Annotated in this window: 27 protein-coding genes; 8 read left to right on the top strand and 19 right to left on the bottom strand. The window is 60.4% G+C overall.

The window, feature by feature from the left end:
* Positions 1-7: 7 nt before the first annotated feature.
* Positions 8-487 carry an RNA pyrophosphohydrolase gene (locus QLG12_RS23420; RefSeq protein WP_003229203.1) on the bottom strand — a complete coding sequence of 160 codons (480 nt, stop codon included), beginning with the start codon at positions 485-487 and terminating at the stop codon, positions 8-10.
* A gap of 143 nt (positions 488-630) precedes the next feature.
* On the opposite strand from QLG12_RS23420, the gene QLG12_RS23415 reads away from it, so the two are divergent.
* Positions 631-1287, top strand: a complete 657-nt coding sequence (locus QLG12_RS23415; protein WP_230734070.1) for an HAD family hydrolase — start codon at positions 631-633, stop codon at positions 1285-1287.
* Between the two features lie 120 nt (positions 1288-1407).
* On the opposite strand, the gene QLG12_RS23410 is transcribed toward QLG12_RS23415, so the two are convergent.
* Together QLG12_RS23410 and ilvA are read right to left on the bottom strand one after the other, a co-directional pair.
* Entirely contained in the window at positions 1408-1833 is a 426-nt protein-coding gene (locus tag QLG12_RS23410; RefSeq protein ID WP_083367632.1) for a DUF2269 domain-containing protein, read from the bottom strand.
* 39 nt (positions 1834-1872) lie between these two features.
* On the bottom strand, positions 1873-3387 hold the full coding sequence (gene ilvA, locus QLG12_RS23405) for a threonine ammonia-lyase, biosynthetic (RefSeq protein WP_011336426.1): 1515 nt from the start codon (positions 3385-3387) through the stop codon (positions 1873-1875).
* 148 nt (positions 3388-3535) lie between these two features.
* Between ilvA and rpiA the strand changes: the two genes are divergently transcribed.
* Positions 3536-4210 (top strand): ribose-5-phosphate isomerase RpiA, encoded by a 675-nt coding sequence (rpiA, locus tag QLG12_RS23400; protein WP_039767874.1) that lies wholly within the window; start codon positions 3536-3538, stop codon positions 4208-4210.
* Positions 4211-4357: 147 nt separating this feature from the next.
* Here the strand turns inward: rpiA and QLG12_RS23395 are convergent, their stop codons facing one another.
* The 4 genes from QLG12_RS23395 to QLG12_RS23380 all read right to left on the bottom strand — a co-directional run bounded on the left by QLG12_RS23395 (position 4358) and on the right by QLG12_RS23380 (position 8683).
* On the bottom strand, positions 4358-5275 hold the full coding sequence (locus QLG12_RS23395; RefSeq protein ID WP_197867171.1) for an SdiA-regulated domain-containing protein: 918 nt from the start codon (positions 5273-5275) through the stop codon (positions 4358-4360).
* A 119-nt stretch (positions 5276-5394) separates the two neighbouring features.
* The gene (locus QLG12_RS23390; RefSeq protein WP_282475295.1) at positions 5395-6318 is read right to left on the bottom strand and encodes an SdiA-regulated domain-containing protein; all 924 of its coding nucleotides are present in this window, start codon (positions 6316-6318) and stop codon (positions 5395-5397) included.
* A gap of 264 nt (positions 6319-6582) precedes the next feature.
* Complete coding sequence (locus tag QLG12_RS23385) at positions 6583-7248, bottom strand: fumarylacetoacetate hydrolase family protein (RefSeq protein WP_085653976.1); 666 nt, start codon at positions 7246-7248, stop codon at positions 6583-6585.
* A gap of 40 nt (positions 7249-7288) precedes the next feature.
* Positions 7289-8683 carry an FAD-binding oxidoreductase gene (locus tag QLG12_RS23380; RefSeq protein ID WP_197867169.1) on the bottom strand — a complete coding sequence of 465 codons (1395 nt, stop codon included), beginning with the start codon at positions 8681-8683 and terminating at the stop codon, positions 7289-7291.
* A 204-nt stretch (positions 8684-8887) separates the two neighbouring features.
* Here QLG12_RS23380 and serA point away from each other — a divergent pair, with 204 nt between their 5' ends.
* Positions 8888-10117, top strand: coding sequence for a phosphoglycerate dehydrogenase (gene serA, locus QLG12_RS23375; protein ID WP_007953487.1), 1230 nt, complete (start codon positions 8888-8890; stop codon positions 10115-10117).
* 63 nt (positions 10118-10180) lie between these two features.
* Here serA and QLG12_RS23370 read toward each other — a convergent pair whose 3' ends face one another.
* Complete coding sequence (locus tag QLG12_RS23370) at positions 10181-10606, bottom strand: DUF4399 domain-containing protein (RefSeq protein WP_197867168.1); 426 nt, start codon at positions 10604-10606, stop codon at positions 10181-10183.
* 134 nt (positions 10607-10740) lie between these two features.
* On the opposite strand from QLG12_RS23370, the gene QLG12_RS23365 reads away from it, so the two are divergent.
* A complete protein-coding gene (locus tag QLG12_RS23365) occupies positions 10741-11319 on the top strand; it encodes a transporter substrate-binding domain-containing protein (protein WP_236192232.1) in 579 nt (192 codons plus the stop codon).
* An 11-nt stretch (positions 11320-11330) separates the two neighbouring features.
* Here the strand turns inward: QLG12_RS23365 and QLG12_RS23360 are convergent, their stop codons facing one another.
* The gene (locus tag QLG12_RS23360; protein WP_282475294.1) at positions 11331-11816 is read right to left on the bottom strand and encodes a DUF523 domain-containing protein; all 486 of its coding nucleotides are present in this window, start codon (positions 11814-11816) and stop codon (positions 11331-11333) included.
* A 1-nt stretch (position 11817) separates the two neighbouring features.
* Positions 11818-12450, bottom strand: a complete 633-nt coding sequence (locus QLG12_RS23355; RefSeq protein ID WP_236192234.1) for a 2OG-Fe(II) oxygenase — start codon at positions 12448-12450, stop codon at positions 11818-11820.
* A gap of 108 nt (positions 12451-12558) precedes the next feature.
* On the opposite strand from QLG12_RS23355, the gene QLG12_RS23350 reads away from it, so the two are divergent.
* The gene (locus QLG12_RS23350) at positions 12559-13311 is read left to right on the top strand and encodes a DUF2059 domain-containing protein (protein WP_011336435.1); all 753 of its coding nucleotides are present in this window, start codon (positions 12559-12561) and stop codon (positions 13309-13311) included.
* Between the two features lies 1 nt (position 13312).
* Here QLG12_RS23350 and QLG12_RS23345 read toward each other — a convergent pair whose 3' ends face one another.
* On the bottom strand, positions 13313-14263 hold the full coding sequence (locus QLG12_RS23345) for an alpha/beta hydrolase (protein ID WP_236192236.1): 951 nt from the start codon (positions 14261-14263) through the stop codon (positions 13313-13315).
* A gap of 97 nt (positions 14264-14360) precedes the next feature.
* Here QLG12_RS23345 and QLG12_RS23340 point away from each other — a divergent pair, with 97 nt between their 5' ends.
* Positions 14361-14936, top strand: a complete 576-nt coding sequence (locus tag QLG12_RS23340) for a DUF6436 domain-containing protein (RefSeq protein ID WP_236192237.1) — start codon at positions 14361-14363, stop codon at positions 14934-14936.
* 21 nt (positions 14937-14957) lie between these two features.
* Here QLG12_RS23340 and QLG12_RS23335 read toward each other — a convergent pair whose 3' ends face one another.
* The 3 genes from QLG12_RS23335 to QLG12_RS23325 form a co-directional block, all read right to left on the bottom strand.
* Entirely contained in the window at positions 14958-15215 is a 258-nt protein-coding gene (locus QLG12_RS23335; RefSeq protein WP_197867162.1) for a bacteriocin immunity protein, read from the bottom strand.
* 67 nt (positions 15216-15282) lie between these two features.
* Positions 15283-15537 carry a bacteriocin immunity protein gene (locus tag QLG12_RS23330; RefSeq protein WP_045121713.1) on the bottom strand — a complete coding sequence of 85 codons (255 nt, stop codon included), beginning with the start codon at positions 15535-15537 and terminating at the stop codon, positions 15283-15285.
* A 1-nt stretch (position 15538) separates the two neighbouring features.
* The gene (locus QLG12_RS23325) at positions 15539-17908 is read right to left on the bottom strand and encodes an S-type pyocin domain-containing protein (protein ID WP_282475293.1); all 2370 of its coding nucleotides are present in this window, start codon (positions 17906-17908) and stop codon (positions 15539-15541) included.
* 254 nt (positions 17909-18162) lie between these two features.
* Here QLG12_RS23325 and QLG12_RS23320 point away from each other — a divergent pair, with 254 nt between their 5' ends.
* Positions 18163-20574: a penicillin acylase family protein gene (locus tag QLG12_RS23320; RefSeq protein WP_282475292.1), complete on the top strand. Its 2412-nt coding sequence runs from the start codon at positions 18163-18165 to the stop codon at positions 20572-20574.
* Positions 20575-20581: 7 nt separating this feature from the next.
* Here QLG12_RS23320 and QLG12_RS23315 read toward each other — a convergent pair whose 3' ends face one another.
* Positions 20582-21547, bottom strand: coding sequence for a GlxA family transcriptional regulator (locus QLG12_RS23315; RefSeq protein WP_282475291.1), 966 nt, complete (start codon positions 21545-21547; stop codon positions 20582-20584).
* Positions 21548-21737: 190 nt separating this feature from the next.
* On the opposite strand from QLG12_RS23315, the gene QLG12_RS23310 reads away from it, so the two are divergent.
* Complete coding sequence (locus QLG12_RS23310) at positions 21738-22379, top strand: HD domain-containing protein (protein WP_282475290.1); 642 nt, start codon at positions 21738-21740, stop codon at positions 22377-22379.
* 84 nt (positions 22380-22463) lie between these two features.
* On the opposite strand, the gene QLG12_RS23305 is transcribed toward QLG12_RS23310, so the two are convergent.
* The 4 genes from QLG12_RS23305 to QLG12_RS23290 all read right to left on the bottom strand — a co-directional run bounded on the left by QLG12_RS23305 (position 22464) and on the right by QLG12_RS23290 (position 26581).
* Positions 22464-23354, bottom strand: coding sequence for an ABC transporter permease subunit (locus QLG12_RS23305; RefSeq protein ID WP_085689843.1), 891 nt, complete (start codon positions 23352-23354; stop codon positions 22464-22466).
* Positions 23351-24232, bottom strand: a complete 882-nt coding sequence (locus QLG12_RS23300; RefSeq protein ID WP_170844921.1) for an ABC transporter permease subunit — start codon at positions 24230-24232, stop codon at positions 23351-23353. The genes QLG12_RS23305 and QLG12_RS23300 overlap by 4 nt, the downstream gene beginning before the upstream one ends.
* Before the next feature lie 35 nt (positions 24233-24267).
* On the bottom strand, positions 24268-25410 hold the full coding sequence (potA, locus tag QLG12_RS23295; RefSeq protein ID WP_007953506.1) for a polyamine ABC transporter ATP-binding protein: 1143 nt from the start codon (positions 25408-25410) through the stop codon (positions 24268-24270).
* A gap of 73 nt (positions 25411-25483) precedes the next feature.
* Positions 25484-26581 carry a polyamine ABC transporter substrate-binding protein gene (locus QLG12_RS23290; protein WP_197867157.1) on the bottom strand — a complete coding sequence of 366 codons (1098 nt, stop codon included), beginning with the start codon at positions 26579-26581 and terminating at the stop codon, positions 25484-25486.
* Between the last annotated feature and the right edge of the window lie 16 nt (positions 26582-26597).

Here is a 26597-nt window from a genome sequence, read left to right as displayed (position 1 = left end):
TCCGTCGTCAGTCGCGCGCTAAAAGGCGCGGGGCAAGCTCTTTGAGAGCGCGGCGATACACTTCGCGCTTGAATGTCACCACCTGGCCCAACGGATACCAATAACTGACCCAGCGCCAGCCATCGAACTCCGGTTTACCGGTCAAATCCATCCGCACCCGCTGCTCGTTGGAGATCAGGCGCAGGAGAAACCACTTCTGTTTCTGGCCGATACACAGCGGTTGGCTGTGGGTTCGCACCAGACGTTGCGGCAAACGATAGCGCAACCAGCCCCGGGTACAGGCGAGAATTTCAACATCTTCGCGTTCCAGGCCAACTTCTTCGTTCAGCTCGCGGTACAAGGCGTCTTCGGGCGTCTCCTCGGGGTTGATTCCCCCTTGTGGAAACTGCCAGGCATCTTGATTGATACGGCGAGCCCATAGCACCTGGCCGGCGTCATTCGTCAGAATGATCCCGACATTAGGGCGGAAACCATCGGGGTCGATCACGGCAACAACCTCGCAAACGCATGTCGCCGCATTGTTCCACAAAGGTTGTGAAGGCGGCAACGAGGCTTCCTACCTTATGTGCACTCTTGTGAAAAGACCGTATTCTGGTCACCTTTTTACTGACTTTTCAGCGGGTAACTGCAATGCGCCTGGCTTTATTCGATTTGGACAACACCCTTCTGGGCGGCGACAGCGATCACGCCTGGGGTGACTATCTGTGCGAACGCGGCTTCCTCGACCCGATCGCCTACAAGGCGCGCAACGACGAGTTCTATCAGGATTACCTGGCCGGCAAACTGGATAACGCGGCCTACCTGAACTTCTGCCTGGAAATCCTCGGCCGCACCGAGATGGCCGTGCTTGAGCAATGGCACAACGATTACATGCGCGACTGCATCGAGCCGATCGTGCTGCCCAAGGCGCTCGATCTGCTGAAAAAGCACCGGGACGCCGGCGACAAACTGGTGATCATCACTGCCACCAACCGCTTCGTCACCGCGCCGATTGCGGTGCGCCTGGGCGTCGAAACCCTGATCGCCACCGAGTGCGAAATGCAGGACGGCCGCTACACCGGACGCAGCACCGACGTACCGTGCTTCCGCGAAGGCAAGGTGACACGCCTGAACCGCTGGCTGGAGGAAACCGGGCATTCGCTGGAAGGCAGCTACTTCTACAGCGACTCGATGAATGACCTGCCACTGCTGGAGCAGGTGGCGAATCCGGTGGCGGTCGATCCGGATCCGAACCTGCGGGCCGAAGCCGAGAAACGTGGCTGGCCGGTGATCAGTCTGCGCGACTGATATCGCCATCGCTGGCAAGCCAGCTCCCACAGGGATCTTCAGTGAACACAAATTTTGTGGACACCAAAGGAAAATGTGGGAGCTGGCTTGCCAGCGATTGAGGCAACTCGGTCTCAAGCCTTAAACCGGCTTGGCACCCATCAACCCGGCAATGGCGATAAAGCAGACAAAGCTGAACAACGCCAAGGCCAAACTGAACTTGCCGACGCCACCCGGCGCCTTGCGCAAGCGATTCAACCGCACCAGCAGCCAGAACCACGCCAATGCGGCCACGGTGTACAGCACGCTGGAGGCCAGCAGCCAGGTCTGCCCCAGTGGCCAACCCACCAGATGCACCATGCCCCAGCCGGTGAACGGCATGCTCAACAGCGCCAGCCCCATCAACAGCCAGATGAACACCCGTGGCCGTTGCAGGGTACGGCTGCCCGCCGTTGCATCACCTTTGCGCTTCGCCAGAAAAACCCAGATGCCCAGACCCAGCGCACTGGCCAGCAACACCACGGTCGCCACCATGTGCGCCATCTTCAGGGCGGTTAACGTTTCCATGATCCGATTTCCTTATGGCCTGCCCATCAGCGTAGCCGTTCAGCCAAGAAACAGCTGATAGGCCGGGTTGTCGCTTTCGTCCCAGTACGGGTAGCCGATTTCCTCAAGGGCGGCCGGCACCAGATGACGTTCGTCGTGGGGCACTTGCAGGCCCGCCACGACGCGGCCGTCCGCCGCTCCGTGGTTGCGGTAGTGGAACATCGAGATGTTCCAGCGACCACCGAGCTTGTTGAGGAAGTTGAACAGCGCGCCCGGACGCTCCGGGAACTCGAAGCGCAGTACCACTTCATCGACCACGTGCGCGGCGCGACCGCCAACCATGTGGCGGATGTGCAGCTTGGCCAGTTCGTTGTCGGTCAGGTCGAGTACCGGGAAACCCTGCTCGGTCAGGCTCGCCAGCAGCGCACTGCGCGGATCGTTGTCCGGGTGGGTCTGCACGCCGACGAAGATGTGCGCTTCGCTGCCATTGTTGTAGCGGTAGTTGAATTCGGTGATCTGGCGCTTGCCGATGGCCTCGCAGAACGCCTTGAAGCTGCCGGCCTTCTCCGGGATGGTCACGGCGATGATCGCTTCACGGCCTTCACCCAACTCGGCGCGCTCGGCGACGTGGCGCAAGCGGTCGAAGTTGACGTTGGCCCCGGAGTCGATGGCGACGAAGGTCTGGCCGCTGACGCCGCGCTGCTCGACGTACTTCTTGATCCCGGCCACGCCCAGGGCGCCGGCCGGTTCGGTGATCGAGCGGGTATCGTCGTAGATGTCCTTGATCGCCGCACAGATTTCGTCGGTGCTGACGGTGATCACTTCGTCGACGTAATCCTTGCAGATGTCGAAGGTGTGCTGGCCGATCTGCGCCACTGCGACGCCGTCGGCGAAGATGCCTACGGTCGGCAGCACCACGCGTTCGCCTGCCGCCATCGCCGCTTGCAGGCAGTTGGAGTCGTCGGGCTCGACGCCGATGACCTTGATGTCCGGCCGCAGGTATTTCACGTAGGCCGCAATGCCGGCGATCAGACCGCCACCGCCCACCGGTACGAAGATCGCGTCCAGTGGCTGCGGGTGCTGGCGCAGGATTTCCATCGCCACGGTGCCCTGCCCGGCAATGGTGTGCGGATCGTCGTACGGATGGATGTAGACGTAGCCTTTTTCATCGACCAGTTTCAGCGAGTAGGCCAGGGCTTCCGGGAACGAATCGCCGTGCAGCACCACTTTGCCGCCACGGGAGCGCACGCCTTCGACCTTGATCTCCGGGGTGGTCTTGGGCATCACGATGGTCGCTTTCACGCCCAGCACTTTCGCCGCCAGGGCCAGGCCCTGGGCATGGTTGCCCGCCGATGCGGTGACCACGCCACGGGCGCGCTCTTCATCGCTCAACTGGGTCAGCTTGTTGTAGGCACCGCGAATCTTGAACGAGAACACCGGCTGCAAGTCTTCGCGCTTGAGCCAGATGTCGTTGCCCAGCCGCTCGGAGAGCTGGCGGGCGTTCTGCAGCGGGGTTTCTACGGCAACGTCATAAACGCGCGAGGTGAGGATCTTCTTGACGTACTGTTCGAGCATCGGAAAGCATCACTGAGCGGGTTGGGCAGGGCCAACGAGTCTAACCCGGCTTTTGGGCGCACGACCACACGAATCCAGAGGTTTTAGCCCGGCTTGAGGCTATAATGCCGGCCTTTCCGTTCTTACCTTGCCCGCTTCCGGAGCCCGCATGACCCAGGATCAACTCAAACAGGCCGTGGCCCAGGCTGCCGTCGACTTCATCCTTCCGAAACTCGACGACAAGAGCATCGTCGGCGTCGGCACCGGCTCCACCGCCAACTGCTTCATCGATGCCCTGGCCCGGCACAAGGGTGCGTTCGATGGCGCGGTCGCGAGCTCCGAAGCCACCGCTGCGCGCCTCAAGGGCCACGGGATTCCGGTGTATGAGCTGAACACCGTGAGCAACCTGGAGTTCTACGTCGACGGCGCCGATGAAAGCGACGAGCACCTGAACCTGATCAAGGGCGGCGGCGCAGCCTTGACCCGCGAGAAGATCGTCGCGGCCGTGGCCCAGACCTTCATCTGCATCGCCGACGCCAGCAAACTGGTGCCAGTGCTGGGCGCGTTCCCGTTGCCGGTGGAAGTCATCCCGATGGCCCGCAGCCACGTCGCCCGCCAACTGGTGAAGCTGGGCGGCGACCCGGTCTACCGCGAAGGCGTGCTGACCGACAACGGCAACATCATCCTCGACGTGCACAACCTGCAGATCACCAACCCGGTGGAGCTGGAAGCGCAGATCAATGCGATCGTCGGCGTGGTCACCAACGGTCTGTTCGCGGCGCGTCCGGCGGATCTGTTGTTGCTGGGTACTTCCGAAGGTGTGAAAACACTGAAGGCCGAGTAAGCCGAAACTGCTTACATTTTTTGTGGGCAGGTGAAAAACCTGTGGGAGCTGGCTTGCCAGCGATAGCGGTGTGTCATTCGACTTGTTTGGCGACTGATCCTCCCTCATCGCGAGCAAGCTCGCTCCCACAGTGTTTTGTGGTGCGAATTAGTTTTGCGCAGGCTTCCTGAAGACGTAGAACAGATTCGGCTCGCTCACCAGATACAACGTCCCGTCATCATCCATCGCGATACCTTCCGCCTGCGGCACGGTTTTCTTCAGGCCCTGCCGGCCACCGCTCAATGACAGCGTGCTCAACGGGCGCCCGTCCACATCCAGCTCCAGAATCAGCCTTGACTCGTCGGACAGCGCCAGCAAATGGCCGCTGCGCTCGTCGTATTGCAAGCTCGACAGATCGCGCACGAACATCCCGGCATCGCGCTTGGGATTGTTGATCACGTGCACTGCGTAGGACTTTTCCGGATTGAAGTGCGGGAAACCGTGCACTTCATAGATCAGCATCGGATCCCTCTCCTTGGCCACGAACAGGCGCTTGCCCACCGAGTCGTAAGCCAGGCCTTCAAAGCCCTTGTTGCCGCTCATGTGCACACCGAGGGTCATTTGCTCGGCATCCGCTGCATCGAGGAACGTGGTGTCGTGCTCCAGGTGAATCTTGATCAGCCGCTGCTGGCGCTCGTCGGTGATCACGTAGGTGTCGGCACTGATGAACTCCACCGCCTCCGGATCGCCGAAACCGATCAAGGCGACACGGCGCAGGATCGCGCCGTCCAGCGACAGCTCGATCAGTTCGGCATTCTTGTTGGTCACGGTGAACAGGCTCTTGCGCACCGGATCGTAAGTCAGCGCCGAGACATCGTCGTCCAGCCCGTCGATGACCTTCGCTTCGATCTCCACTCGATACTGATCCAGCCCGATGGCCTCACTGCTCATCGGTTGCCAGAGCGCATGCAGGTTGAACCAGGCACGCTCGAACAGGCGCATGTATTGGCCGATCGCAATCAGCGCGATCAGGGCTATCACCAACAGGATGATGAATAGAGGCTTGGGACGGGCAAGTCGACGCATTCGGGGGCAGGCTCGGTATCAAAACAGGCGGATGAAATATCACGCCTGTCTGAACTGAAGCTTAATGGCCACTTGCCTCAAGCCACAACTCCACAGATCTGCAATTGCTGTAGGAGTCGTTACTTCTGCTTTTCGAAGCGGTAGAACAGATTCGGCTCACTGACCATGTACAGCGTGCCCGAGTCGTCCATGGTCACGCCCTCGGCGCGGGGAATGGTTTTCTTCAAGCCGTTGAAACCGCCCAGCAGGGTCATGAAGCTGACTTGTTCGCCCTTCTCGTCCAACTCCAGCAACAGGTGCGAATCGGCTGACAGCACCAGGGTGTGCCCGGTGCGCGGGTCGATCGCCAGGGCCGACAGGTTGCGAATATCGAGTTCGTCGCTGTCGAGTTTCCGCTTGTCGCCCTTGAGGGTCTGGCTGCCGTCGCTTTTCCAGGTGAACAGCGCCGGCGGACGCTCTTCGCCCAGCAGCAGTTGCTGGTTGCGGACGTCCCAGGTGATGGCTTCGAAGGCTTTGTTCTGGTCTTTCGACGGGCCGAGGTCGTATTTAGGGAAATCGTCGCGTTTCAGTTCGCGGGTCGCGGCATCGACCTTGACGATGGAGAGCAAGTGCTCGCGCTCATCGACAATCGCCATCAAGCCGTTCTCCATCACCGTCACGCCTTCCGGATTGCTCCAGCCCACCAGCGGCATCTTGCGCAGCACGTCACCCTGCAAGGTCAGCTCGACCAGAAACGGATTCTTGCCCATCACTGAAAACAGGGTTTTGGTCTGCGGGTTATAGGACAAATCCGAAGCTTCGTCCTTTTCCATGCCCGGCAGCAGCTTGGCGTCGATGACCACTCGGTAGTCCGGGAGCCAGACGCTGTCCAGCTTCTCGGCCGGACTCTCGAAGCGTTCCAATACCCACAACACGCCGCGGTCATCCCAATGCATGGCAAACGCCAGCCCGTACGCAGCGGCCACGGCCAACAAAAGCCAGGAATACCAGCGCAGGGCGAAGCGTGAACGGCGGGCGGGTTTGAGCTGAGTTTGAGATGACATCGAAGGACGCGTTCCGAAAATTCAGGCTACGGGTAATAGCACAAAGAGGCCGGCTCAGACGCCAGAATGACCGGAATTATCCGGACAAAATGTGAAAAAAACGGCAAATGGCCGGATTGCCTTATGCCTTTGCGAGCGACTACACAAAAACAAATGTGGGAGCCGACCTGCTGGCGATGACGGTGGATCAGTCGAATGAAACATCAACTGACAGTCCGTCATCGCCAGCGGGCTGGCTCCCACAAAGGTATTTCAGTGGTGCAGTCAGCGAACGCTGCTGGTGAAGCGACTGGCGCCCGGCAGCTCCAGCACGATCTCATCGCCAACGTTCAGCGGGCCGACGCCCACCGGCGTACCGGTCAGGATCACGTCACCGGCCTGCAGCGAGAAGCAGCCGGCCATGTGCTGGATCATCGGCACGATCGGGTTGAGCATCGCGCTGCTGTTGCCGTCCTGGCGTACTTCGCCGTTGATGGTCAGGCGGATGCCGATGTCGGTCAGGTCGGCGAAAGTGCTGCTGACCACGAACGGCGCAATCACCGCTGCGCCGTCGAACGACTTGGCGATTTCCCACGGCAGGCCCTTGGACTTGAGCTCGGCCTGCTTGTCGCGCAGGGTCAGGTCCAGCGCCGGGGCGAAACCGGAGATCGCGTCCAGCACTTCTTCACGGCTCGGTTTGGTCGATAGCGGCTTGCCGATCAACACGGCGATTTCCGCCTCGTAATGCACCGAGCCACGCTCGGTCGGAATGCTGAAACCGCCTTCCAGCGGCACCACGCAACTGCCGGGCTTGATGAACAGCAACGGCTCGGTAGGCACCGGGTTGTCCAGTTCCTTGGCGTGTTCGGCGTAGTTACGGCCGATGCACACCACTTTCCCCAGCGGAAAATGAATCCGCGTACCGTCGACATACTGGTGCTGATAGCTCATTACCGACTCCTGCCTTTATTGATTCATCAGGGATTGCCAATCAAACCGCGAATATCTTGCCCGGGTTCATGATGCCGTTCGGGTCGAACACCGCCTTGACCGCTTTCATGTATTCGATTTCCACCGGAGAGCGGCTGTAGGTCAGGTAGTCGCGCTTGGTCATGCCCACCCCGTGTTCGGCGGAAATCGAACCGTTGTATTTTTCGACGGTTTCAAACACCCACTTGTTGACGGTGGCGCACTTGGCGAAAAACTCGTCCTTGCTCAGGTTGTCCGGCTTGAGGATGTTCAGGTGCAGGTTGCCGTCGCCGATGTGGCCGAACCAGACGATTTCGAAATCCGGGTAATGTTCGCCGACGATCGCATCGATTTCCTGCAAAAACGCAGGGACTTTCGAGACCGTGACCGAGATGTCGTTCTTGTACGGTGTCCAGTGGGAGATGGTTTCGGAGATGTACTCGCGCAGCTTCCACAGGTTCTGCAACTGGGTTTCGCTCTGGCTCATCACGCCGTCCAGCACCCAACCCTGCTCCACACAGTGTTCGAAGGTTTCCAGGGCGGTGTTGGCCACTTCTTCAGTGGTCGCCTCGAATTCCAGCAAGGCATAGAACGGGCAGTCGGTTTCGAACGGCGCCGGCACATCGCCACGGCCCATGACCTTGGCCAGGGCCTTGTCGGAGAAGAATTCGAACGCAGTCAGGTCGAGCCGGCCCTGAAAGGCGTGCAGCACCGGCATGATCGAATCGAAATCAGCGGTGCCGAGGACCATTGCGGTCAGGTTTTTCGGCGCACGGTCCAGGCGCATGGTGGCCTCGACCACAAAACCCAGAGTGCCCTCGGCGCCGATGAACAGCTGCCGAAGGTCGTAACCGGTGGCGTTCTTGATCAGATCCTTGTTCAGTTCCAGCACATCGCCCTTGCCGGTCACGACCTTCATGCCGGCCACCCAATTGCGGGTCATGCCGTAGCGAATGACCTTGATTCCGCCGGCATTGGTGCCGATATTGCCGCCAATCTGACTGGAACCTGCCGAAGCGAAGTCGACCGGGTAGTACAAGCCATGTTCTTCGGCAGCGTTCTGCAATTGCTCGGTGACCACGCCCGGCTGACAGACGGCGGTGCGGTCGGTGAGGTTGATGTTCAGAATCTGATTCATGTAGTCGAACGACACGACCACTTCGCCGTTGGCGGCTACGGCCGCGGCAGAAAGTCCGGTGCGCCCGCCCGACGGCACCAGTGCCACGTTATGTTCGTTGGCCCAGCGGACGACGGCCTGCACCTGCTCAATGGTCTTGGGAAACACGATGGCGCTGGGCGCCGGAGCGAAGTGCTTGGTCCAGTCCTTGCCGTAAGCGTTCAGAGAGTCGGCATCGGTCAGGACCTTGCCAGGCTCGACCAGGGTCTTCAGTTCATCAATCAGGGCAGGATTGGTCATCGACGGAACTCTCGAACAATTCATGGTCATCCTGAGAACGCTTCACGTCGCAGGAATGAGTGTTTAGCGGGGTGGCTATGCTAGCATACCGACCCCGCAGGCCAGTGCCCAAGGCCGGTTCTGCGGTGACGGCTTTCTTGTCGTCCAGGTCAATGTCTGTTGACCATTTCCTGCCATTTTTCTCCGGGATACAGGTTTACGCAGATGAGCAAGACTTCTCTCGATAAGAGCAAGATCAAGTTCCTTCTTCTCGAAGGCGTCCACCAATCGGCTGTCGACGTCCTCAAGGCGGCGGGCTACACCAGCATCGAATACCTGACAGGCTCCCTGCCGGAAGCCCAGCTCAAGGAAAAGATCGCTGACGCTCACTTCATCGGCATTCGCTCACGCACCCAGCTGACCGAAGAGATCTTCGATCACGCGAAGAAGCTGGTCGCGGTCGGCTGTTTCTGCATCGGTACCAACCAGGTTGACCTGGAAGCGGCCCGCGAGCGCGGCATCGCCGTGTTCAACGCACCGTACTCCAACACCCGCTCCGTGGCCGAGCTGGTGCTGGCCGAAGCGATCCTGCTGCTGCGCGGCATCCCTGAGAAAAACGCTTCCTGCCACCGTGGCGGCTGGATCAAGTCCGCAGCCAACTCCTTCGAGATCCGTGGCAAGAAACTGGGCATCGTCGGCTACGGCTCGATCGGTACTCAGCTGTCGGTCCTGGCGGAAGGTCTGGGCATGCAGGTGTTCTTCTACGACACCGTGACCAAGCTGCCACTGGGCAACGCGACCCAGGTCGGCAACCTGCACGAGCTGCTGGGCATGTCCGACATCGTCACCCTGCACGTTCCGGAAACCGCTGCGACCCAGTGGATGATCGGCGAGAAGGAAATCCGCGCCATCAAGAAGGGCGGCATCCTGATCAACGCTGCACGCGGCACCGTGGTCGAACTGGATCACCTGGCCGCTGCGATCAAGGACAAGCACCTGATCGGCGCCGCCATCGACGTGTTCCCGGTCGAGCCGCGCTCCAACGACGAAGAGTTCGAAAGCCCGCTGCGTGGCCTGGACAACGTGATCCTGACCCCGCACATCGGCGGTTCCACCGCTGAAGCGCAGGCCAACATCGGTCTGGAAGTGGCAGAAAAACTGGTCAAGTACAGCGACAACGGTACTTCGGTATCGTCGGTGAACTTCCCGGAAGTGGCCCTGCCGGCGCACCCAGGCAAACACCGCCTGCTGCACATCCACGAGAACATCCCGGGTGTGATGAGCGAGATCAACAAGGTCTTCGCCGAAAACGGCATCAACATCTCCGGTCAGTTCCTGCAGACCAACGAGAAGGTCGGCTACGTGGTGATCGACGTCGACGCCGAGTACTCGGAACTGGCGCAAGAGAAGCTGCAACACGTCAACGGCACCATCCGTAGCCGCGTGTTGTTCTGATCCGACGCTGAGCGACAAAAAAGGGAGCCCCTCGGGGCTCCCTTTTTCATGCTCGCGACAACGTCATTCGACGTTGACGGTGATCTTCTTCGACACGATCGGCGGATCGAACGCCATGTGGCCGCTGTCACCCAGCTCCAGCTGCAGGGTGTGCTTGCCCGGCGCGAGTTTGATGTCGGCCTGGGTCTGCGCCTTGCCGAAGTGCATGTGGTTGGCGTCGGTCGGCACGACGGAGCCGGCCGGAACGATTTCCTTGGCATCGATCAGCAGATGGTGATGACCGGTGTTCTTGGTGGCATCACCGGCCGGTGCCAGCGCGATGTCCTTTACACCGAACTTGACCGTGAAGGTCTGCGGAACCGTGGCTCCGTCCTCGGGAGAAACGATGAACACTTCGGCGCCCTTCGGTGCCGGTGTGGCCGCACTGGCCAGTACCGAAACACCCATCAGTACACCGGCCAACGCTGCACGTGACATAAAGCTTTTCATTTTCTTCTCCAGTTTTTCCGTAAAATCCGCACGGTCATGACAACTTCATGACCATTCGTTGTCGAAGGCACTCGACAACCATAGCAAAGCGAGCCTGGAAAACAGGCCGCGACAATGATTTCAAAGGAGTGACCATGCGTTTTCTGCCTGGCCTGATCTGCCTGCTTCCCCTTCTGAGCCCTCTGGCTCACGCCGAACTGATTGATGACGTCAACGACCGTGGCGAGTTGCGCATTGCCCTTGAGGCTAATACACCGCCCTTCAATTTCAAGGACGGCGACACGCTCACGGGGTTCGAGGTCGAGCTTGGGCAACTGCTGGCCAACGAACTGGATGTGCGCGCCGACTTCATCGTCACCGACGAGGCCGATCTGCTCCAGGGCGTTGAAAGCGGCAAGTACGACGTCGCGCTCAACCACATAGCACTGACCCCGGAACTCAAGGATCGTTTCGACGTGAGCGAGCCTTACACGCAGGTCAATGCGCAATTGCTGGCGAAGAAGGACGAACAGCCCCGGCCGATGGTGCTGGTGCAGACGCTGACCGAGGAGAAACCGAAGGTTGGGCCGCCGGTTGAACTGGCGATTCCGTTTCAGAAGGGCAATCCGGCGTTTCACGCGAGCCTGGAGAATGCGTTGCAGCGGATCAGGGCGGATGGGCGGCTGGAGGCGTTGTCGAAAAAATGGTTGAGCGTGCAGGCTACGGAAAACTGAAGTGAGCGTGACTAGTCGAGCAAGCTGAGGGCCTGTGCGGCTTGCGGCAGTTCGAGTTCGCTGAAGACCTGCACCCCATGGCGCTTGAGCAAGGCTGCCGTGACACCCTCGCCACTCACCTTCACCCCACTGAACGTCCCGTCATAGGTCAACAGATTCCCGCACGACGGGCTGTTGGCCTTGAGCACCGCCACCCGAATCCCGTGCTTTCGCACCAGCGCCAACGCCTTCCGCGCACCGTCGAGAAACTGCGCACTGACGTCTTCGCCCTCGGTGGTAATCACCGAGGCTTGCCCGTCCAGCACTTCGCGGCCCTGCCCGCCCGGAATCTCCGCTGCCGCGCGTGGCGTCGGCAAACCACCGGCGACTTCCGGGCACAGCGGCACTACCCGGCTTTCGCTGATCCACTGCTCCAGCAGATCGAACGGCCCGCCGGCTCCACCGTCGTAACGCACGCGATGGCCCAGCAGGCAGCGACTGACCAGAATCCTGTGCATATCAGAACGGCTCGTTGCCACGGCGGCGGAACCAGCCTGTCAGCGACAGCCGCTCGCGGCTGGCTGGCAACACTTCATGAGGCACTTCGCCGGAGAGAAACACCACCAGACAACCGCCCGTAGGCTGTACGTCATGAACGCGGTCATGCTCCAGGTACATGCGCAGTTGCCCGCCATCCTCCGGCAGCCAGCCGTCATTGAGGTAGATCACCGCCGAGACCATGCGCCGGTCATCGTCGCGAAAACGGTCGACATGCTTGCGATAGAACGCACCCGGCGGGTACAGGGCGAAATGGCACTCGAAGTCTTCAAGCCCGAGGAACAGGCCCCGGTTGAGCGCCTCGCGCAGGCTGTCCATCAGGCTCAGATAACGGTCGCTGGCCTCGGCCTGACCGGGGTCGATCCATTGGATATGGTCGCCACGAATCCCCTCGCGGATCTCCGTAAACGGACCACGTCCGACCCCCGCCGGCGCCAGTTCACCTTCGGCGTCACGTTTGCGGCACTCGGCCGCCAGCGCGCGGGTCAAATCCGCAGGCAGGAAAATGTTCTGCTGCGACCAGCCGCGCTCGGCCAGGTCGTCGACGATACGTAACAGCAGCGGGTGATCAGAGGATATTTGCATGGCGCGCATAGTATGCCTGCGGCAAGAAATCCGACAGAGCCACGCGGCGGCTTGATACGAATTCTCGACAAGTACTGGCACCGCACGGAGAATAGTCGGCTGCCGACAGGAGTCCCTATGCGCCGTTTGCTTTTTTCACTGTTGATGTTCTGCGTTTTGCCCGCCTGGGCGGACGGCCACGACCAGCTGTACAAGGTCGCCGGCTGGCCAGAACAACGCGCGCATTTCAACGACGCCCTGAGTGCCGCACAGCAGCGTTACCAGAACAGCCTGCCGCCGGCGGTGTTTCAGGCGCTGGTGAACAACAGCAACCAGCGCTTCGCCCCTCAGGCCGTGGATCAACGGGCCGAAGCGCAACTGCGCAAGAACCTCGCCGATCCGCAACCGGCCCTGTCGTTCTTTCAGTCACCGCTGGGCAAGAAGATCGTCGCCGCCGAGCTGCTGGCGACCCGCCGCGATCAATTGGCAAAGAACGCCAAGGGCCTGCCGAAGATGCCGGCCAGCGACAGCCGTTTGCTGATCATCGGCCACCTCGCCCAGGCCCTGCCCGCCCGTGAAGCCGGTGCCGAAGTCAGCCTGGCGATTGCCGGCGTGGCGGCGGACAGCCTGAGCTCGATGATCCCCGGCCTGCTCGGCGGCGGTCAGGCCCAGGGCATGTTGAACGGTCAACGCCAGCGCCTGATGGATCAGATCGGCGCCGATCTGAACAACACGCTGCTGTACGTCTATCGCGACCTGTCGGATGAAGAACTGGAAGAGTTCGCGACCTTTGCCGAATCCACCGAAGGCAAGGCCTACTATCAGGCCGCGCTGGCAGCAATCCGCGCCGGGCTGGCCGTGGGCCAGAGCACCTCGAACCTCAGCCAGTGATCTAGGGGTTGCGACCCTTGATCCGCTTGCTCAAGAACTCGAAATACTCCTCGCGCATTTCCGCCGTTTCATTGGCCAGGTGATGCCGCGCCTCGGCCAGCAGCAGAATCTGTGGCCGGTCGAACTTCCATTTCAATACTTGCAGGTTGTGCTGCCAGTCCACGGTCATGTCCGCCTGGCCTTGAACGATCAGCGGCCGGCGCGGACTTTTCTTCGCGTATTCAACCCGGTTGATCCAGCGTGACAACGCCCCGACCCACGCGGTCGGCAAGCGTTTTGGCTGCAACGGATCAGCCTGCAGGAACGGCAGGAAATCCGGGTCGTTGGAGTTCTCGCTGAAACGCCGGGCGATGCCCCTGACAAATGGCCTGAGCAGGTAATAACTGAACTGCGACCAGCCCCAGGCACGCGGACGCACCAACGGCGCCAGCAGAATCAACTGCCCCTGCGCCGGGCTGTTTTCACCATGATTGAGCACGTGATCGACGATGATCGCGCCGCCGGTACTTTGCCCGCACAGGTGCCACGGCTGCGGCAGGGCGATCGAGCGTGCCTCGGCGAACAGGCCTTGCAGCGCATCCTGATACTCGGAGAAATCGCGGATGCTTGCCCGCTCGCCGCTGGACAGACCATGCCCCGGCAGATCGCAGGCAATCACCGCAAACCCCTGATCCAGCGCCCACTCGATTACATGCCGGTAGAGGCCGGTGTGGTCATAAAACCCGTGCACCAGAAACAGCGTGGCCCTGGCCGTTTCCGCCGGCCACCAGCAATGACTGACCAGTTGATAGCCATCGATATCAAACCGCCCCATGCCACGCCAGACATCGCGCTCCGGGAAGTCGGTCTTGTAGAAACGCTGATACGCCTTCGCCTCCTCGGACAACGGCTGCCACTCGGCCAGAGGCTTGAGGCTCGCACGCAGATGATCGGGATCGAAGGCAACAGACATGGGCAATTCCAGAACGGTAAACGGACTTTATCGGCCTGCGATATTCATCTGTCGCGGCAAGCATGGCAAGCTAGCCGGCCTTCGAGGAATCAAAACCATGCGTTCGCCCTACCGCACCGCACTGTTTGCCAGCCTGCTCGCCATCGTGTGTGCCGGCGTGCTGTGGGCCGCATACGACTGGTTTCAGGGCCGCTACCTGCGCGCCTTCAGCGAACACACCGCGGTATTTTCCGGCGATCCGCTGCGCCTGCCCGCCGACCTCGCCGGCCCCGGCAATATCCGTCTGGTGCATTTCTGGGACCCGGCCTGCCCGTGCAACGTCGGCAATCAACAGCACCTGATCGAGATGGTCGAACAGTTCGGCCCCAAAGGCGTGGAGTTCTTTGCGGTGCAGAAGGCCGGCAGCCACGGCCAGTTGCCCGCCACCCTCAGCAATCTGAAAACCATCGCGGTGCTGCCCGGCTCCGAGCAGATTCCCGCCAGCCCGGCCGTGGCGATCTGGGACCGCAGCGGCAGACTGGCGTACTTTGGCCCGTACAGCGAAGGCCTGACCTGCAACTCCAGCAACAGTTTTATCGAACCGATCCTCCAAGCGTTGAGTGATGATCGCCCGGTGAATGCGACTCATACGTTGGCGGTCGGTTGCTACTGCCCGTGGTTGAGTGGGGAGTGAGAATTTCGCCATACTCCAAAACTAAACTACTTTAAAACCAGGCTTGCCGTTGGCGTTCCGCCACGCCTTAACTTCTTTCACAATCGCTTCAGGGCAATCTTCCCTACCGTCTTTTGGATAGTAGATCAGATCCGACCCATCTGGATGTTCTGTTAAATTCTCAAACTCAAAAACGGCTTCAATTTGCTCCTTCTCAGTCGAATACGATGATTCATATATGCCTTTAACGAACAACAAAAACTCTTTCTCAGTAAAACTGGAGATCAACCTATTTTTCATCTCACCACCCAAATCAAATAGTGCCCTTGCACTAAATATGCAAGAGCACGACCTCAACTAAAAATCACTATTCCTTAAAACCCGGCTTACCATTTGCCGCCCGCCATTTTTTTACTTCTTCAACAATCCCTGAAGGACTGTCCTCTCTATCATCCCTAGGGTAGTAAATCAGGTCCGCGCCATCTGGGTGCTCTGTTAAACGCCTAAATTCCAAAACCATCTTCACGTCATCCTCCTCCGTGCGCGCGCCGCTGTCACAGACTGAAATCACAAATTCTAAGAACTCTTGTTCTGTATAATCAGAAATTGACCTAACTCTCATCTCACCATCCCCTGCCATGAATATCTTTGTGGCGCTTTGGCGTAACAACACTGATATTTTCTAAACCATACACACTGCCATCATTCGATATATATATTTTGTGATGAAGCTCAAACTTCCCTGCTTCGCCCGCCCACTCTTTTTCAGGTGCATAAGGGGACTTTCCTTTTTCCATCGCAGACAGACTCTGCTTTTTAAACTGAGCCGCCAACTCCGGATCCCCAGCCACCGCCTTCCAAAAAGCCTCCCGAAACGCCCGAAAATTCCTGAACTCCCGCCCTCGCAACTGATCGGCAATCTGCGCCGGCACCGGCGCGCCTTCGCCCTGCGATGCGCTCCCGAGCCAGTTGCCCGATACCGCCTGCCCCACACCTGACGTGACGCCCGGATCCTCCCGCCGATCCCGAAACATCGTGTAGTTCGGTGGCAGCCCGGAGTCCTGCGGGAACACCAGAACATAGTCATCGAATCCGGCTTCGAAAACGCCCGGGAACGAATCGAGGCGTCCCTCTACCCGGACTACCGTCGCCCCAGTATAGGCAGGCACATCCGGCTGCCCGGCCGGTGAGGTCGTCGAGCTGTTTCCCGGATTGACGATCGGGGTCCACGTCAGGGTGCGTGGTGGAACATCGGAGGTGGTCGCGGTGTAGACGTTGCGTCCGGTGTCGTAGGAGGCCGCCACCACCCTGACGGCCGACGGAATATTCCGCCCATCAGTCTTGACGACAAAAACCTCTGACTGCCCGTTCGCGTCGGTCTTTGAACTGACGCGAAAAGGCATATCAACCGTACCGCCAGCCGCCGCGATGGCGTGCAGATCGGGTGCGAAATCTGGTGCGAGGTCCGACAGCGGCGTGCTGAACGCGTAACGGTCAGGCAATTCGCCGTTGCCCAGTTTCGACGAGTAGACCAACGCTGAAACACCGACGACCGCGCCAGCCCCGACACTCGCAGCAAGACTGCCCAAGCCCGCGATGGCGCTGCGAACCGCCGCTGGCAGACTGGCCGCAGCAGCCTCGGCAACTGCCACGACTCCAGCTGAAGTCATGAACAACGGCCCTGTCGCCGAAGCGACACCTGGCGCGCGGAAGGTATGGGCGTTGCGAATGGCTTCTGCCGCTATGCGCGCTTGTTCCTCGGCAAGGCGCCTTGCCTCTGCTACGGCGGCAATACGTGCCTGTTCCTCGGCAACACGCCTGGCTTCAACCTCCGCGGCTATACGCGCCTGCTCCTGCAAATGCCGGGCCTCTAGCTCCCGGGCAATGCGTATCTGCTCCTGCAGACGCTCCGCCTCTTGGGCGCGGGCAATCAGACCGGCAAATGCGTCCGCCGCCGCTGCCATATGCCGGGCACTTTCCGAGTGCAGGAGTGAAGCGTGATAGTCCTGCCAGCGCTTGCCCAGATCGGTAGTGGCCTGCAAGTCGACCAGGTTCTTCAGCGCTTCGAGCTCAGGCTTGCTCAACGGGGCGTTGATCGCCGGATTGGCGATTGCATAGGGCCGGACGGCTGCCTGCTCGACAGCACGAATGTTGTCCGCTGCGATTTTATAATTCGTGAGTGTTTGAGAGAGACTGCCTCCGGTTGAGCCCGCTGCAGCGGCGATTCTTTCAACCAGAAAACCCGGCAGGAAATGCAGGCGAATATTCGTTTCCAGATTCACCACGGATAACCTTTCGGCAGAAAGAATCTGCTGGGCGTCCCTCGTGGTTTGAGTCGCGGCTTCAACCTGGCTTCTTCTTGCGGCCAGTTCCGGAAGTTGATTGGCGATAATGGCCATCACCCAGGAAAGGCGCCGGAGCTCCATTGCCGAGCGATAGGCCCTGTCGATGGCCGCATAGGCGACGGAAACATCCGGAACCGGCAATGCCAGACTGTCTCGTATCTTCTTGAAGGACAAATCCTTCATCAGGAAAAATGGATTATGTCCATACAGCGAGTAAGCGATCTCGGTATGAGCCCGATACTCCAACAACTTTGAATGAATAACCTGAATGGTTATTTCCTGATCAGCCTTGACCTTCTGAGCCGCAGAAAGTCCAGCACTGGCTGCTTGCCTCGCCCTCCCTACTTCATTGTTTGATGCCGCGCCGATATTGCTGAATACTCCAGCATACTCAAGATCAATATATGCCTGAGCATTCTGTTGCTCCTGCATCAAATCATTCCAGATGAATGGAGTTAACGGATCAAGTTTCCCAGACCCTTGGCCCGTCCCTCTATGCGGCCCTTCATTCAACCCCCAACTTCCCGAGAAAAACCCACCCTGTCCCAATCGAACTGGCGTCACCCCCTTGACGGGTATTGGCGCCAGTTCATATCTGCCCGGCCCGGTCTGCTTGTGAGGTCCAAGATAATTTTCAATATCACTCATACGACTTCTCCATGTCAGTTATTCCATGTATCGAATTCGCAAAATTCGTTTTATTCCTCTGCTTTTTCTCGAGGTCTTTTATAGGCCCGCCCCGTTAAACGCAGCAACAACAAACTTGTAGTGCACTTCCCGAAAACCTGAAGGAAACTTCCTATTCAAGAAATACTGTGTTATGAAATCCCGGTTGCGATCTTCAACTAGATCAGCACCATCAATGCCTTCATATAAGTAGAACGACAGGGAGCAGATTTTTCATGAAAAAAGGCCTGACCGTACTTGCGTTGCTGATCGTCATTCCCGCCATCGGGGTCGGCGGTTATGTCTACAGCAAGCAACCGACGCGTCAGGGCCAGGTGGAGTTGCGCAACCTGCAAGGCTCGGTGACCGTGCGTTACGACGAGCGCGGCGTGCCGCACATCCGTGCCGAAAACGAAACCGACCTCTATCGCGCCCTCGGCTATGTCCACGCCCAGGACCGGCTGTTCCAGATGGAGGCCATGCGCCGCCTCGCCCGTGGCGAGCTGGCCGAAGTGCTCGGGCCGAAACTGCTCGACACCGACAAGCTGTTCCGCAGCCTGCGCATTCGCGAGCGGGCCGCCAGTTACGTGGCCGGCCTCGACAAGCAGTCACCGGCGTGGAAGGGCCTGCAAGCCTATCTGGACGGCATCAATCAATATCAGGACTCACACGCCGCCCCGGTCGAGTTCGACGTGCTGGGCATCCCCAAGCGGCCGTTCACCGCCGAAGACAGCATCAGCGTCGCCGGCTACATGGCCTACAGCTTCGCCGCCGCGTTTCGCACCGAACCGCTGCTGACCTACGTGCGCGATCAACTGGGCGCCGATTACCTCAACGTCTTCGACCTCGACTGGCAGCCCAAGGGTGTGCTCGCCAAGGGCCACGCCGGCACCGCACCGGCCCTCGCCGCCGGAGACTGGAAAGACCTGAACACTCTCGCCCGCGTCAGCGAACAGGCGCTGATCGACAACGGCCTGCCGCAGTTCGAAGGCAGCAACGCCTGGGTGATCGCCGGTAGCCGCAGCAAAAGCGCCAAGCCTTTGCTGGCAGGCGATCCGCACATTCGCTTTTCGGTGCCGTCGGTGTGGTACGAGGCGCAGCTGTCAGCGCCGGGCTTCGAACTCTACGGTCATCATCAGGCGCTGGTGCCGTTCGCGTTTCTCGGCCACAACCTGGATTTCGGCTGGAGCCTGACCATGTTCCAGAACGACGACCTCGATCTGATCGCCGAGAAGGTCAATCCGGACAACCCGGATCAGGTCTGGTATCGCGGCCAGTGGACCGACATGGTCAGCACCGAGCAGCAGATCGCCGTGAAAGGCCAGGCGCCGGTGACCATCACCCTGCGCCAGTCGCCCCACGGGCCGATCGTCAACGACGCCCTCGGCAGCGCCGCCGGGAAAACCCCGATTGCGATGTGGTGGGCCTTCCTGGAAACACCGAACCCGATCCTCGATGGTTTCTACCAGCTCAACCGCGCCGACACCCTGGCCAAGGCCCGCGCCGCAGCGGCCAAGGTGCAGGCACCGGGGCTGAACATCGTCTACGCCAACGCCAAGGGTGATATCGCCTGGTGGGCCTCGGCGCTGCTGCCCAAACGGCCGGCCGGGGTGAAGCCTGGCTTCATTCTCGACGGCAGCAGCAATCAGGCGGACAAGGATGGCTACTTCCCGTTCAGCGCCAACCCGCAGGAAGAGAACCCGGCGCGGGGCTATATCGTCTCGGCCAACTTCCAGCCCGTGTCGCCGACCGGCATGGAGATTCCCGGTTACTACAACCTCGCCGACCGTGGCCAGCAGCTCAACCGCCAGCTCGCCGACAAGAACGTGAAGTGGGACAACGAGGCCAACCAGAAGCTGCAACTGGGCACTGCCACCGGTTATGGCCCGCGTCTGTTGGCGCCGTTGTTGCCGGTGCTGCGTGAAGTGGCGGGCAATCCCGCCGAGCAGAAGCTGATCGAACAACTGGCCCAATGGCAAGGCGACTATCCGCTGGATTCAGTCAGTGCGACGGTGTTCAACCAGTTCCTCTACGACCTCGCCGACGCGGCAATGCGCGATGAGCTGGGCAATGATTTCTTCGAAACCCAGCTGTCGACCCGAGTGATCGATGCAGCCCTGCCCCGGCTCGCGGCGAATGCCGATTCACCGTGGTGGGACAACCGCAACACGCCGAACAAGGAAACCCGCGTCGACATCGTACGCGCCGCGTGGCAGGCGAGCATGGCGCACCTGAAGTCGACCCTCGGCGACGACGCTTCCGGCTGGCAATGGGGCAAGGCGCATACGCTGACCCATGGTCATCCGTTGGGTCAGCAGAAGCCGCTGGATCGCATTTTCAACGTCGGCCCGTTCGCCGCACCGGGCTCCCATGAAGTGCCGAACAACCTCTCGGCGAAGATCGGCCCGGCGCCGTGGCCGGTGACCTACGGGCCATCAACTCGGCGGTTGGTGGACTTCGCTGATCCGGCTCACAGCCTGACCATCAACCCGGTCGGCCAGAGCGGCGTGCCGTTCGACAGCCACTATGACGATCAGGCAGAGGCGTATGTGGACGGGATGTATGTGCAGGCGCATTTCAGTGAGGAAGAGGTGACGGCGAATACGCGGAGTACCTTGAAGCTGTTGCCGGCGCGAGCGGCGCAATAAGCGCCGCTCAAACCATCGCCGCAAAATTCAGCCGAAACTGCTGCGGCGTCACCCCCAGCCGCCGGTTGAACACGCTGCGCATGTGTTGCGCATCGCGAAATCCGCATTGATACGCCACGGTCTTCAGCGGCGCCGTGGTGCTTTCGAGCATCACCCGCGCCGCATCCACCCGCGCCCGTTCGACGAATTCCGCCGGGGTGACTTTCGCCTCCCTCGCAAACACCCGAGAGAAATTCCGCGCGCTCATGTTCGCCGCGTTTGCCAGGTCGGCGATGGTCAGGTCGCCGGTGAGATTGGCCAGCACGTACAACTGCACCATCGCCACCGCCGACGTCGGCTCGGCATGGGGCGTGAGGAACGGGCTGAACTGCGACTGCCCGCCCGAGCGCTGGGTGAATACCACCAGCCGCTTGGCCACGCTCAGCGCGACCTCGGCCCCGTAATCACGCGCCAGCAGGTACAGCGACAGATCGATCCCCGCCGTCACCCCCGCCGAGGTGTAGAGCTGGCCGTCCTCGACGTACAACCGATCGGCCTCGACCCGGCTCGACGGGCACAACTGCGCCAACGCTCCGGCGTCGTTCCAGTGGGTGGTGACCGTGCGCCCGTCCAGCAATCCTGCACGGGCGAGCATGAACGCGCCGTTGCAGATCGAGCCATAACGCCGCGCCCGCCCACAGGCCTCACGCAGCCAGGCATCGAATGCCTCGCCGAAATCCAGAAACGGCAACTGCGGCCCACCCGCCACCAGCAGCAAGTCATAAGCCTCCTGCACTTCGCTGAAATGCTGGTGAGCACTCAGGGTCAGCCCGTTGGAGCACGCCATCGATCCGCGCTCGACGCCGATCACCTCGAGCCGGTAATAATCCTCCGGCGCCAGGAAGCGGTTGGCCTCGGCGAACACATCCATCGGCCCGCTGACGTCCAGCGCCTGCACGCCGGGGAACACCACGATGGCGACGGTTCTGTTCATGACGATGTCAGCTCCCGGTGAATGGCGGATCAGCGCCAACCCTAGCCAATCCTCGCCGCAGAAGCGAGCTGGCACGATTTGCAGGTGCAATGGCAAGGATCGCAGCCATGGATCGATTGTCCGGTCTGGCCTCCGGGAACAGACTTTCTCCATCAGCGCCGCGACGGCGTTTTCAACGAGGAAGCTCAACATGACCACGACCATCGCCGGTATCCGGATCCCCGACAGCGCCCTCGCCCGGGCCACCACCGAGTACATCCGCGACATCGAATCCGACCTGCTTTACCACCACTCGCGCCGAGTGTTTCTGTTCGGTGCCTTGAGCGGCGAACGCCAGCAACTGGCCTACGATCCGGAGTTGCTGTACGTCGGCGCGATGTTCCACGACCTGGGGCTGGTCGAAGGGCACCGCAGCGATGACGAGCGCTTCGAAGTCGATGGTGCCAACGCAGCGGCGGCGTTTCTCAAGCCGTATGGCTTGAGCGACGACGACATCGAGCAGGTCTGGCTGTCGATCGCCCTGCACACCACGCCGGGGGTGCCGAAGCATCTGCGTCCGACCGTGGCGCTGGTGACCGCAGGCGTCGAGATGGACGTGCTGGGCATGGACTACGCGGCGTTCACCACGGTGCAGCGTGAGGCGGTGGTGCATGCACATCCACGGGGCGAGGGTTTCAAGGAGTGCATCATCTGCGCGTTCGCCGATGGCTTGCGTCATCGTCCGCAAACCACGTTCGGCAATGTGAAGACCGATGTGCTGAAGGCTCAGGTGCCGGGGTTCAAGCCGATGAATTTCGTCGAAGTCATCCGCAGTTCTCCGTGGACTTCCTGATCACCACAAAACACTGTGGGAGCGGGCTTGCCCGCTCCCACAGTGTTTGGTGGTGATCACAGAGTTGTGATCAACCTCACTGGCTTAAGCCGCTTCCGGCGTCGGCGCGCGGCGCACGTCCGGTTGCTTCCACGAATCCGCAGCGCCTTCTTCGATGGCCTGCTGAATCGCTTTCTTGCGGGCTTCTTCGGCACGGCGGCTGAAGAACCAGACCATGAAGGTCACCAGCGACACCGCCAGCAGAATCAGACTGGCCACGGCATTGATCTCGGGCTTCACGCCCAGACGCACGGCCGAGAACACTTCCATCGGCAGGGTGGTGGAACCTGGCCCCGAGACGAAGCTCGCCAGCACCAGATCGTCCAGCGACAGGGCGAACGACATCATGCCGCCCGCCGCCAGCGACGGCGCAATCATCGGGATGGTGATCAGGAAGAACACCTTCCACGGCCGCGCCCCCAGGTCCATCGCCGCTTCTTCGATCGACAGGTCCAGCTCACGCAGACGCGCCGACACCACCACCGCCACATACGCCGCACAGAACGTGGTGTGAGCGATCCAGATGGTGACGATGCCACGCTCCTGTGGCCAGCCGATCATCTGCGCCATCGCCACGAACAGCAGCAACAGCGACAGACCGGTAATCACTTCAGGCATGACCAGCGGCGCGGTGACCAAACCGCCGAACAGCGTGCGGCCCTTGAAGCGGGTGATGCGGGTCAGCACGAAGGCTGCCAGCGTCCCCAGCGCCACCGCGGCAACCGCGGTGTAGCAGGCGATTTCCAGCGAGCGCACCACCGAGCCCATCAGTTGCGAGTTGTCGAGCAGGCCGACGTACCACTTCACCGACCAGCCGCCCCACACCGTCACCAGTTTCGAGGCGTTGAACGAGTAGATCACCAGGATCAGCATCGGCAGGTAGATGAACAACAGACCGAGCACCAGCATCAGGCTGGAGAAACGGAAGCGCTTCATTCTTTACCCTCCATTTCCTTGGCCTGACTGCGGTTGAACAGGATGATCGGCACGATCAGGATCGCCAGCATCACCACCGCCAGGGCGGACGCCACTGGCCAGTCACGGTTGTTGAAGAACTCTTGCCAGAGCACTTTACCGATCATCAGGGTTTCCGGACCGCCAAGCAGTTCCGGGATCACGAACTCGCCCACCACCGGGATGAACACCAGCATGCAGCCGGCGATGATGCCGTTCTTGGACAGCGGCACGGTGATTTTCCAGAAGCTGTTGAAGGTGCTTGAGCCCAGGTCGGAGGCGGCCTCCAGCAGGCTGGTGTCGTGCTTCACCAGGTTGGCGTACAGCGGCAGGATCATGAACGGCAGGTACGAGTAGACGACGCCGATGTACACCGCGAGGTTGGTGTTGAGGATCTGCAGCGGCTCGTCGATCAACCCCATGCTCATCAGGAAACCGTTGAGCAGGCCGTTGTTGCTGAGGATGCCCATCCACGCATACACGCGGATCAGGATCGCGGTCCAGGTCGGCATCATGATCAGCAGCACCAGCACCGTTTGCAGCTCTTTGCGGGCGCTGGCGATGGCGTAGGCCATCGGGTAACCGATCAACAGGCACAGCAGCGTGCTGAAAAACGCCATCTTCAGCGAGCCGAGGTAGGCGGCGATGTACAGCTCGTCGTCGCCGAGCATCGCGTAGTTGCCCAGGTTCAGCAGCAGTTGCAGCTTCTGCTCGGCGTAAGTGTAGATCTCGGTGTATGGCGGAATGGCCACGTCCGCTTCGGCGAAGCTGATCTTCAGGACGATGAAGAACGGCAGCATGAAGAACAGGAACAGCCAGATGAACGGAACCCCGATGACCAACTGGCGGCCACCGGGAATTATTCGATTGAGCCGGCGTTTGAATTTGCGCATGTTCATGAGCGAAGTACCACGCCGCTGTCATCTTCCCACCACACGTAGACCTGATCGCCCCAGGTCGGACGTGCGCCACGGCGCTCGGCGTTGGCCACGAACGACTGCACCAGCTTGCCGCTCGGCAATTCGACGTAGAACACCGAGTGGCCGCCGAGGTAGGCGATGTCATGCACCTTGCCGCTCGACCAGTTGTACTCGCAGGTCGGCTGATCGGCGGTGACCAGCAGTTTTTCCGGACGGATCGCGTAGGTCACGGACTTGTCCTGCACCGAGGTGCTGATGCCGTGGCCGACGTAGATCTGCCGGTCGAGATCCTTACAGGTGATGGTCGCGTGGCCTTCGGCGTCGTCGATCACTTCGCCTTCGAAGATGTTCACGTTACCGATGAATTCGCAGACCAGACGGCTGGTCGGGGTTTCGTAGATGTCGATCGGGCTGCCGATCTGGGCGATCCAGCCCAGGTGCATGATCGCGATGCGCTCGGCCATGGTCATGGCCTCTTCCTGATCGTGGGTCACCATCACGCAGGTCACCCCCACGCGCTCGATGATCTCAACCAGTTCCAGTTGCATCTGCGAACGCAGTTTCTTGTCCAGTGCGCCCATCGGCTCGTCGAGCAGCAGCAGTTTCGGCCGCTTGGCCAGCGAACGCGCCAGCGCCACACGCTGACGCTGGCCACCGGACAGCTGATGCGGCTTGCGCTTGGCGTACTGGCTCATCTGCACCAGCTTGAGCATCTCGGCCACGCGGGCGTCGATCTCGGCCTTGGGAATCTTGTCCTGTTGCAGGCCGAAGGCGATGTTCTGCGCCACGGTCATGTGCGGGAACAAGGCGTAGGACTGGAACATCATGTTGATCGGTCGCTCGTACGGCGGCATGTCGGTGATGTCGACGCCGTCGAGGAAAATGCGCCCCTCCGTGGGCCTTTCAAACCCTGCCAGCATCCGCAGCAGAGTGGATTTGCCCGATCCCGAACCGCCGAGCAGAGCGAAGATCTCGCCCTTCTTGATTTCCAGGGACACATCGTCCACGGCAACCGTCTCGTCGAACTTCTTCGTGACCCGGTCGATTTTGACCAGCACCTGTTTCGGTGTCTGGTCGCCCTCGAGGGCTTTCTTATAGGCGCCGGAGGCAACTGCCATTTACAAAACTCCCAGAAAAAAAGAGTGCAGTTCGCCCACGCAAGACGAACCCAGGATAGTTTGTACGTTGAAGCTATTTACCCGACTTGACCTTGGTCCAGCTGCGGGTCATCAAACGCTGAATGTTCGGTGGCAGCTCGGTCGACACGTAGGTCTTGTCGAGCACAGCCTGCGGTGGATACACCGACTCGTCGGTGCGGATGGACTGCTCCATCAGCTTGCCCGAACCCGGATTGGGGTTGGCATAACCGACGTAATCACTGACCTGGGCGATCACCTCAGGTTTCAGCAAATAGTTGATGAAGGCGTGGGCCTCTTTGACGTTGGCCGAATCCTTCGGAATCGCCAGCATGTCGAACCACAGCGCGCCACCCTCTTTCGGAATCGAATAGGCGATGTTCACACCTTTCTTGGCTTCTTCGGCGCGATGTTTGGCCTGGAAGATGTCGCCGGAAAAGCCGATGGCCACACAGATGTCGCCGTTGGCCAGATCGCCGATGTATTTCGAGGAGTGGAAGTAGGTCACGTACGGACGCACCGCCAACAGTTTGGCCGTGGCCTTCTCGTAATCCTTGGTATTGGTGCTGTTGGCATTCAGGCCCATGTAGTTGAGCACGGTCGGCATCATTTCATCGGCCGAATCGAGGAACGCCACGCCACAGCTGTGCAGTTTCTTGATGTTCTCCGGCTCGAACAGCACGCTCCAGGAATCGATCTTGTCGACGCCGAGCGCAGCTTTCACTTTGTCGACGTTGTAACCGATGCCGTTGGTGCCCCACAGGTACGGCACGGCGTACAGGTTGCCCGGATCATTCTGCTCCAGGCGCTTGAGCAGCACCGGATCGAGATTGGAATAGTTCGGCAGCTGCGCCCTGTCGAGCTTCTGGAACGCGCCCGCCTTGATCTGCTTGCCGAGGAAATGGTTCGACGGCACGACCACGTCGTAACCGGTACGTCCGGCGAGCAACTTGCCTTCCAGGGTTTCGTTGGAATCGAACACGTCGTAGACCGGCTTGATCCCGGTGTCTTTCTGGAAATCGGCCAGAGTGGTCTCGCCGATGTAATCCGACCAGTTATAAATATGCACAGTACCGGCGGCTTGAGCACCGACAGCGAACGTCAGGCCGGCAGCGGCCAGCAGGGCATTGCGCAAGGAAGAAAAAATAGGCAAGTGGAGGTCCTCTGAT

Source organism: Pseudomonas sp. V88_4 (genome assembly GCF_029967985.1).
Lineage (GTDB): Bacteria > Pseudomonadota > Gammaproteobacteria > Pseudomonadales > Pseudomonadaceae > Aquipseudomonas > Aquipseudomonas glycinae.
Note: the sequence above shows the minus strand (reverse complement) of the source record. Positions and strands in the feature narration are given on the sequence as shown.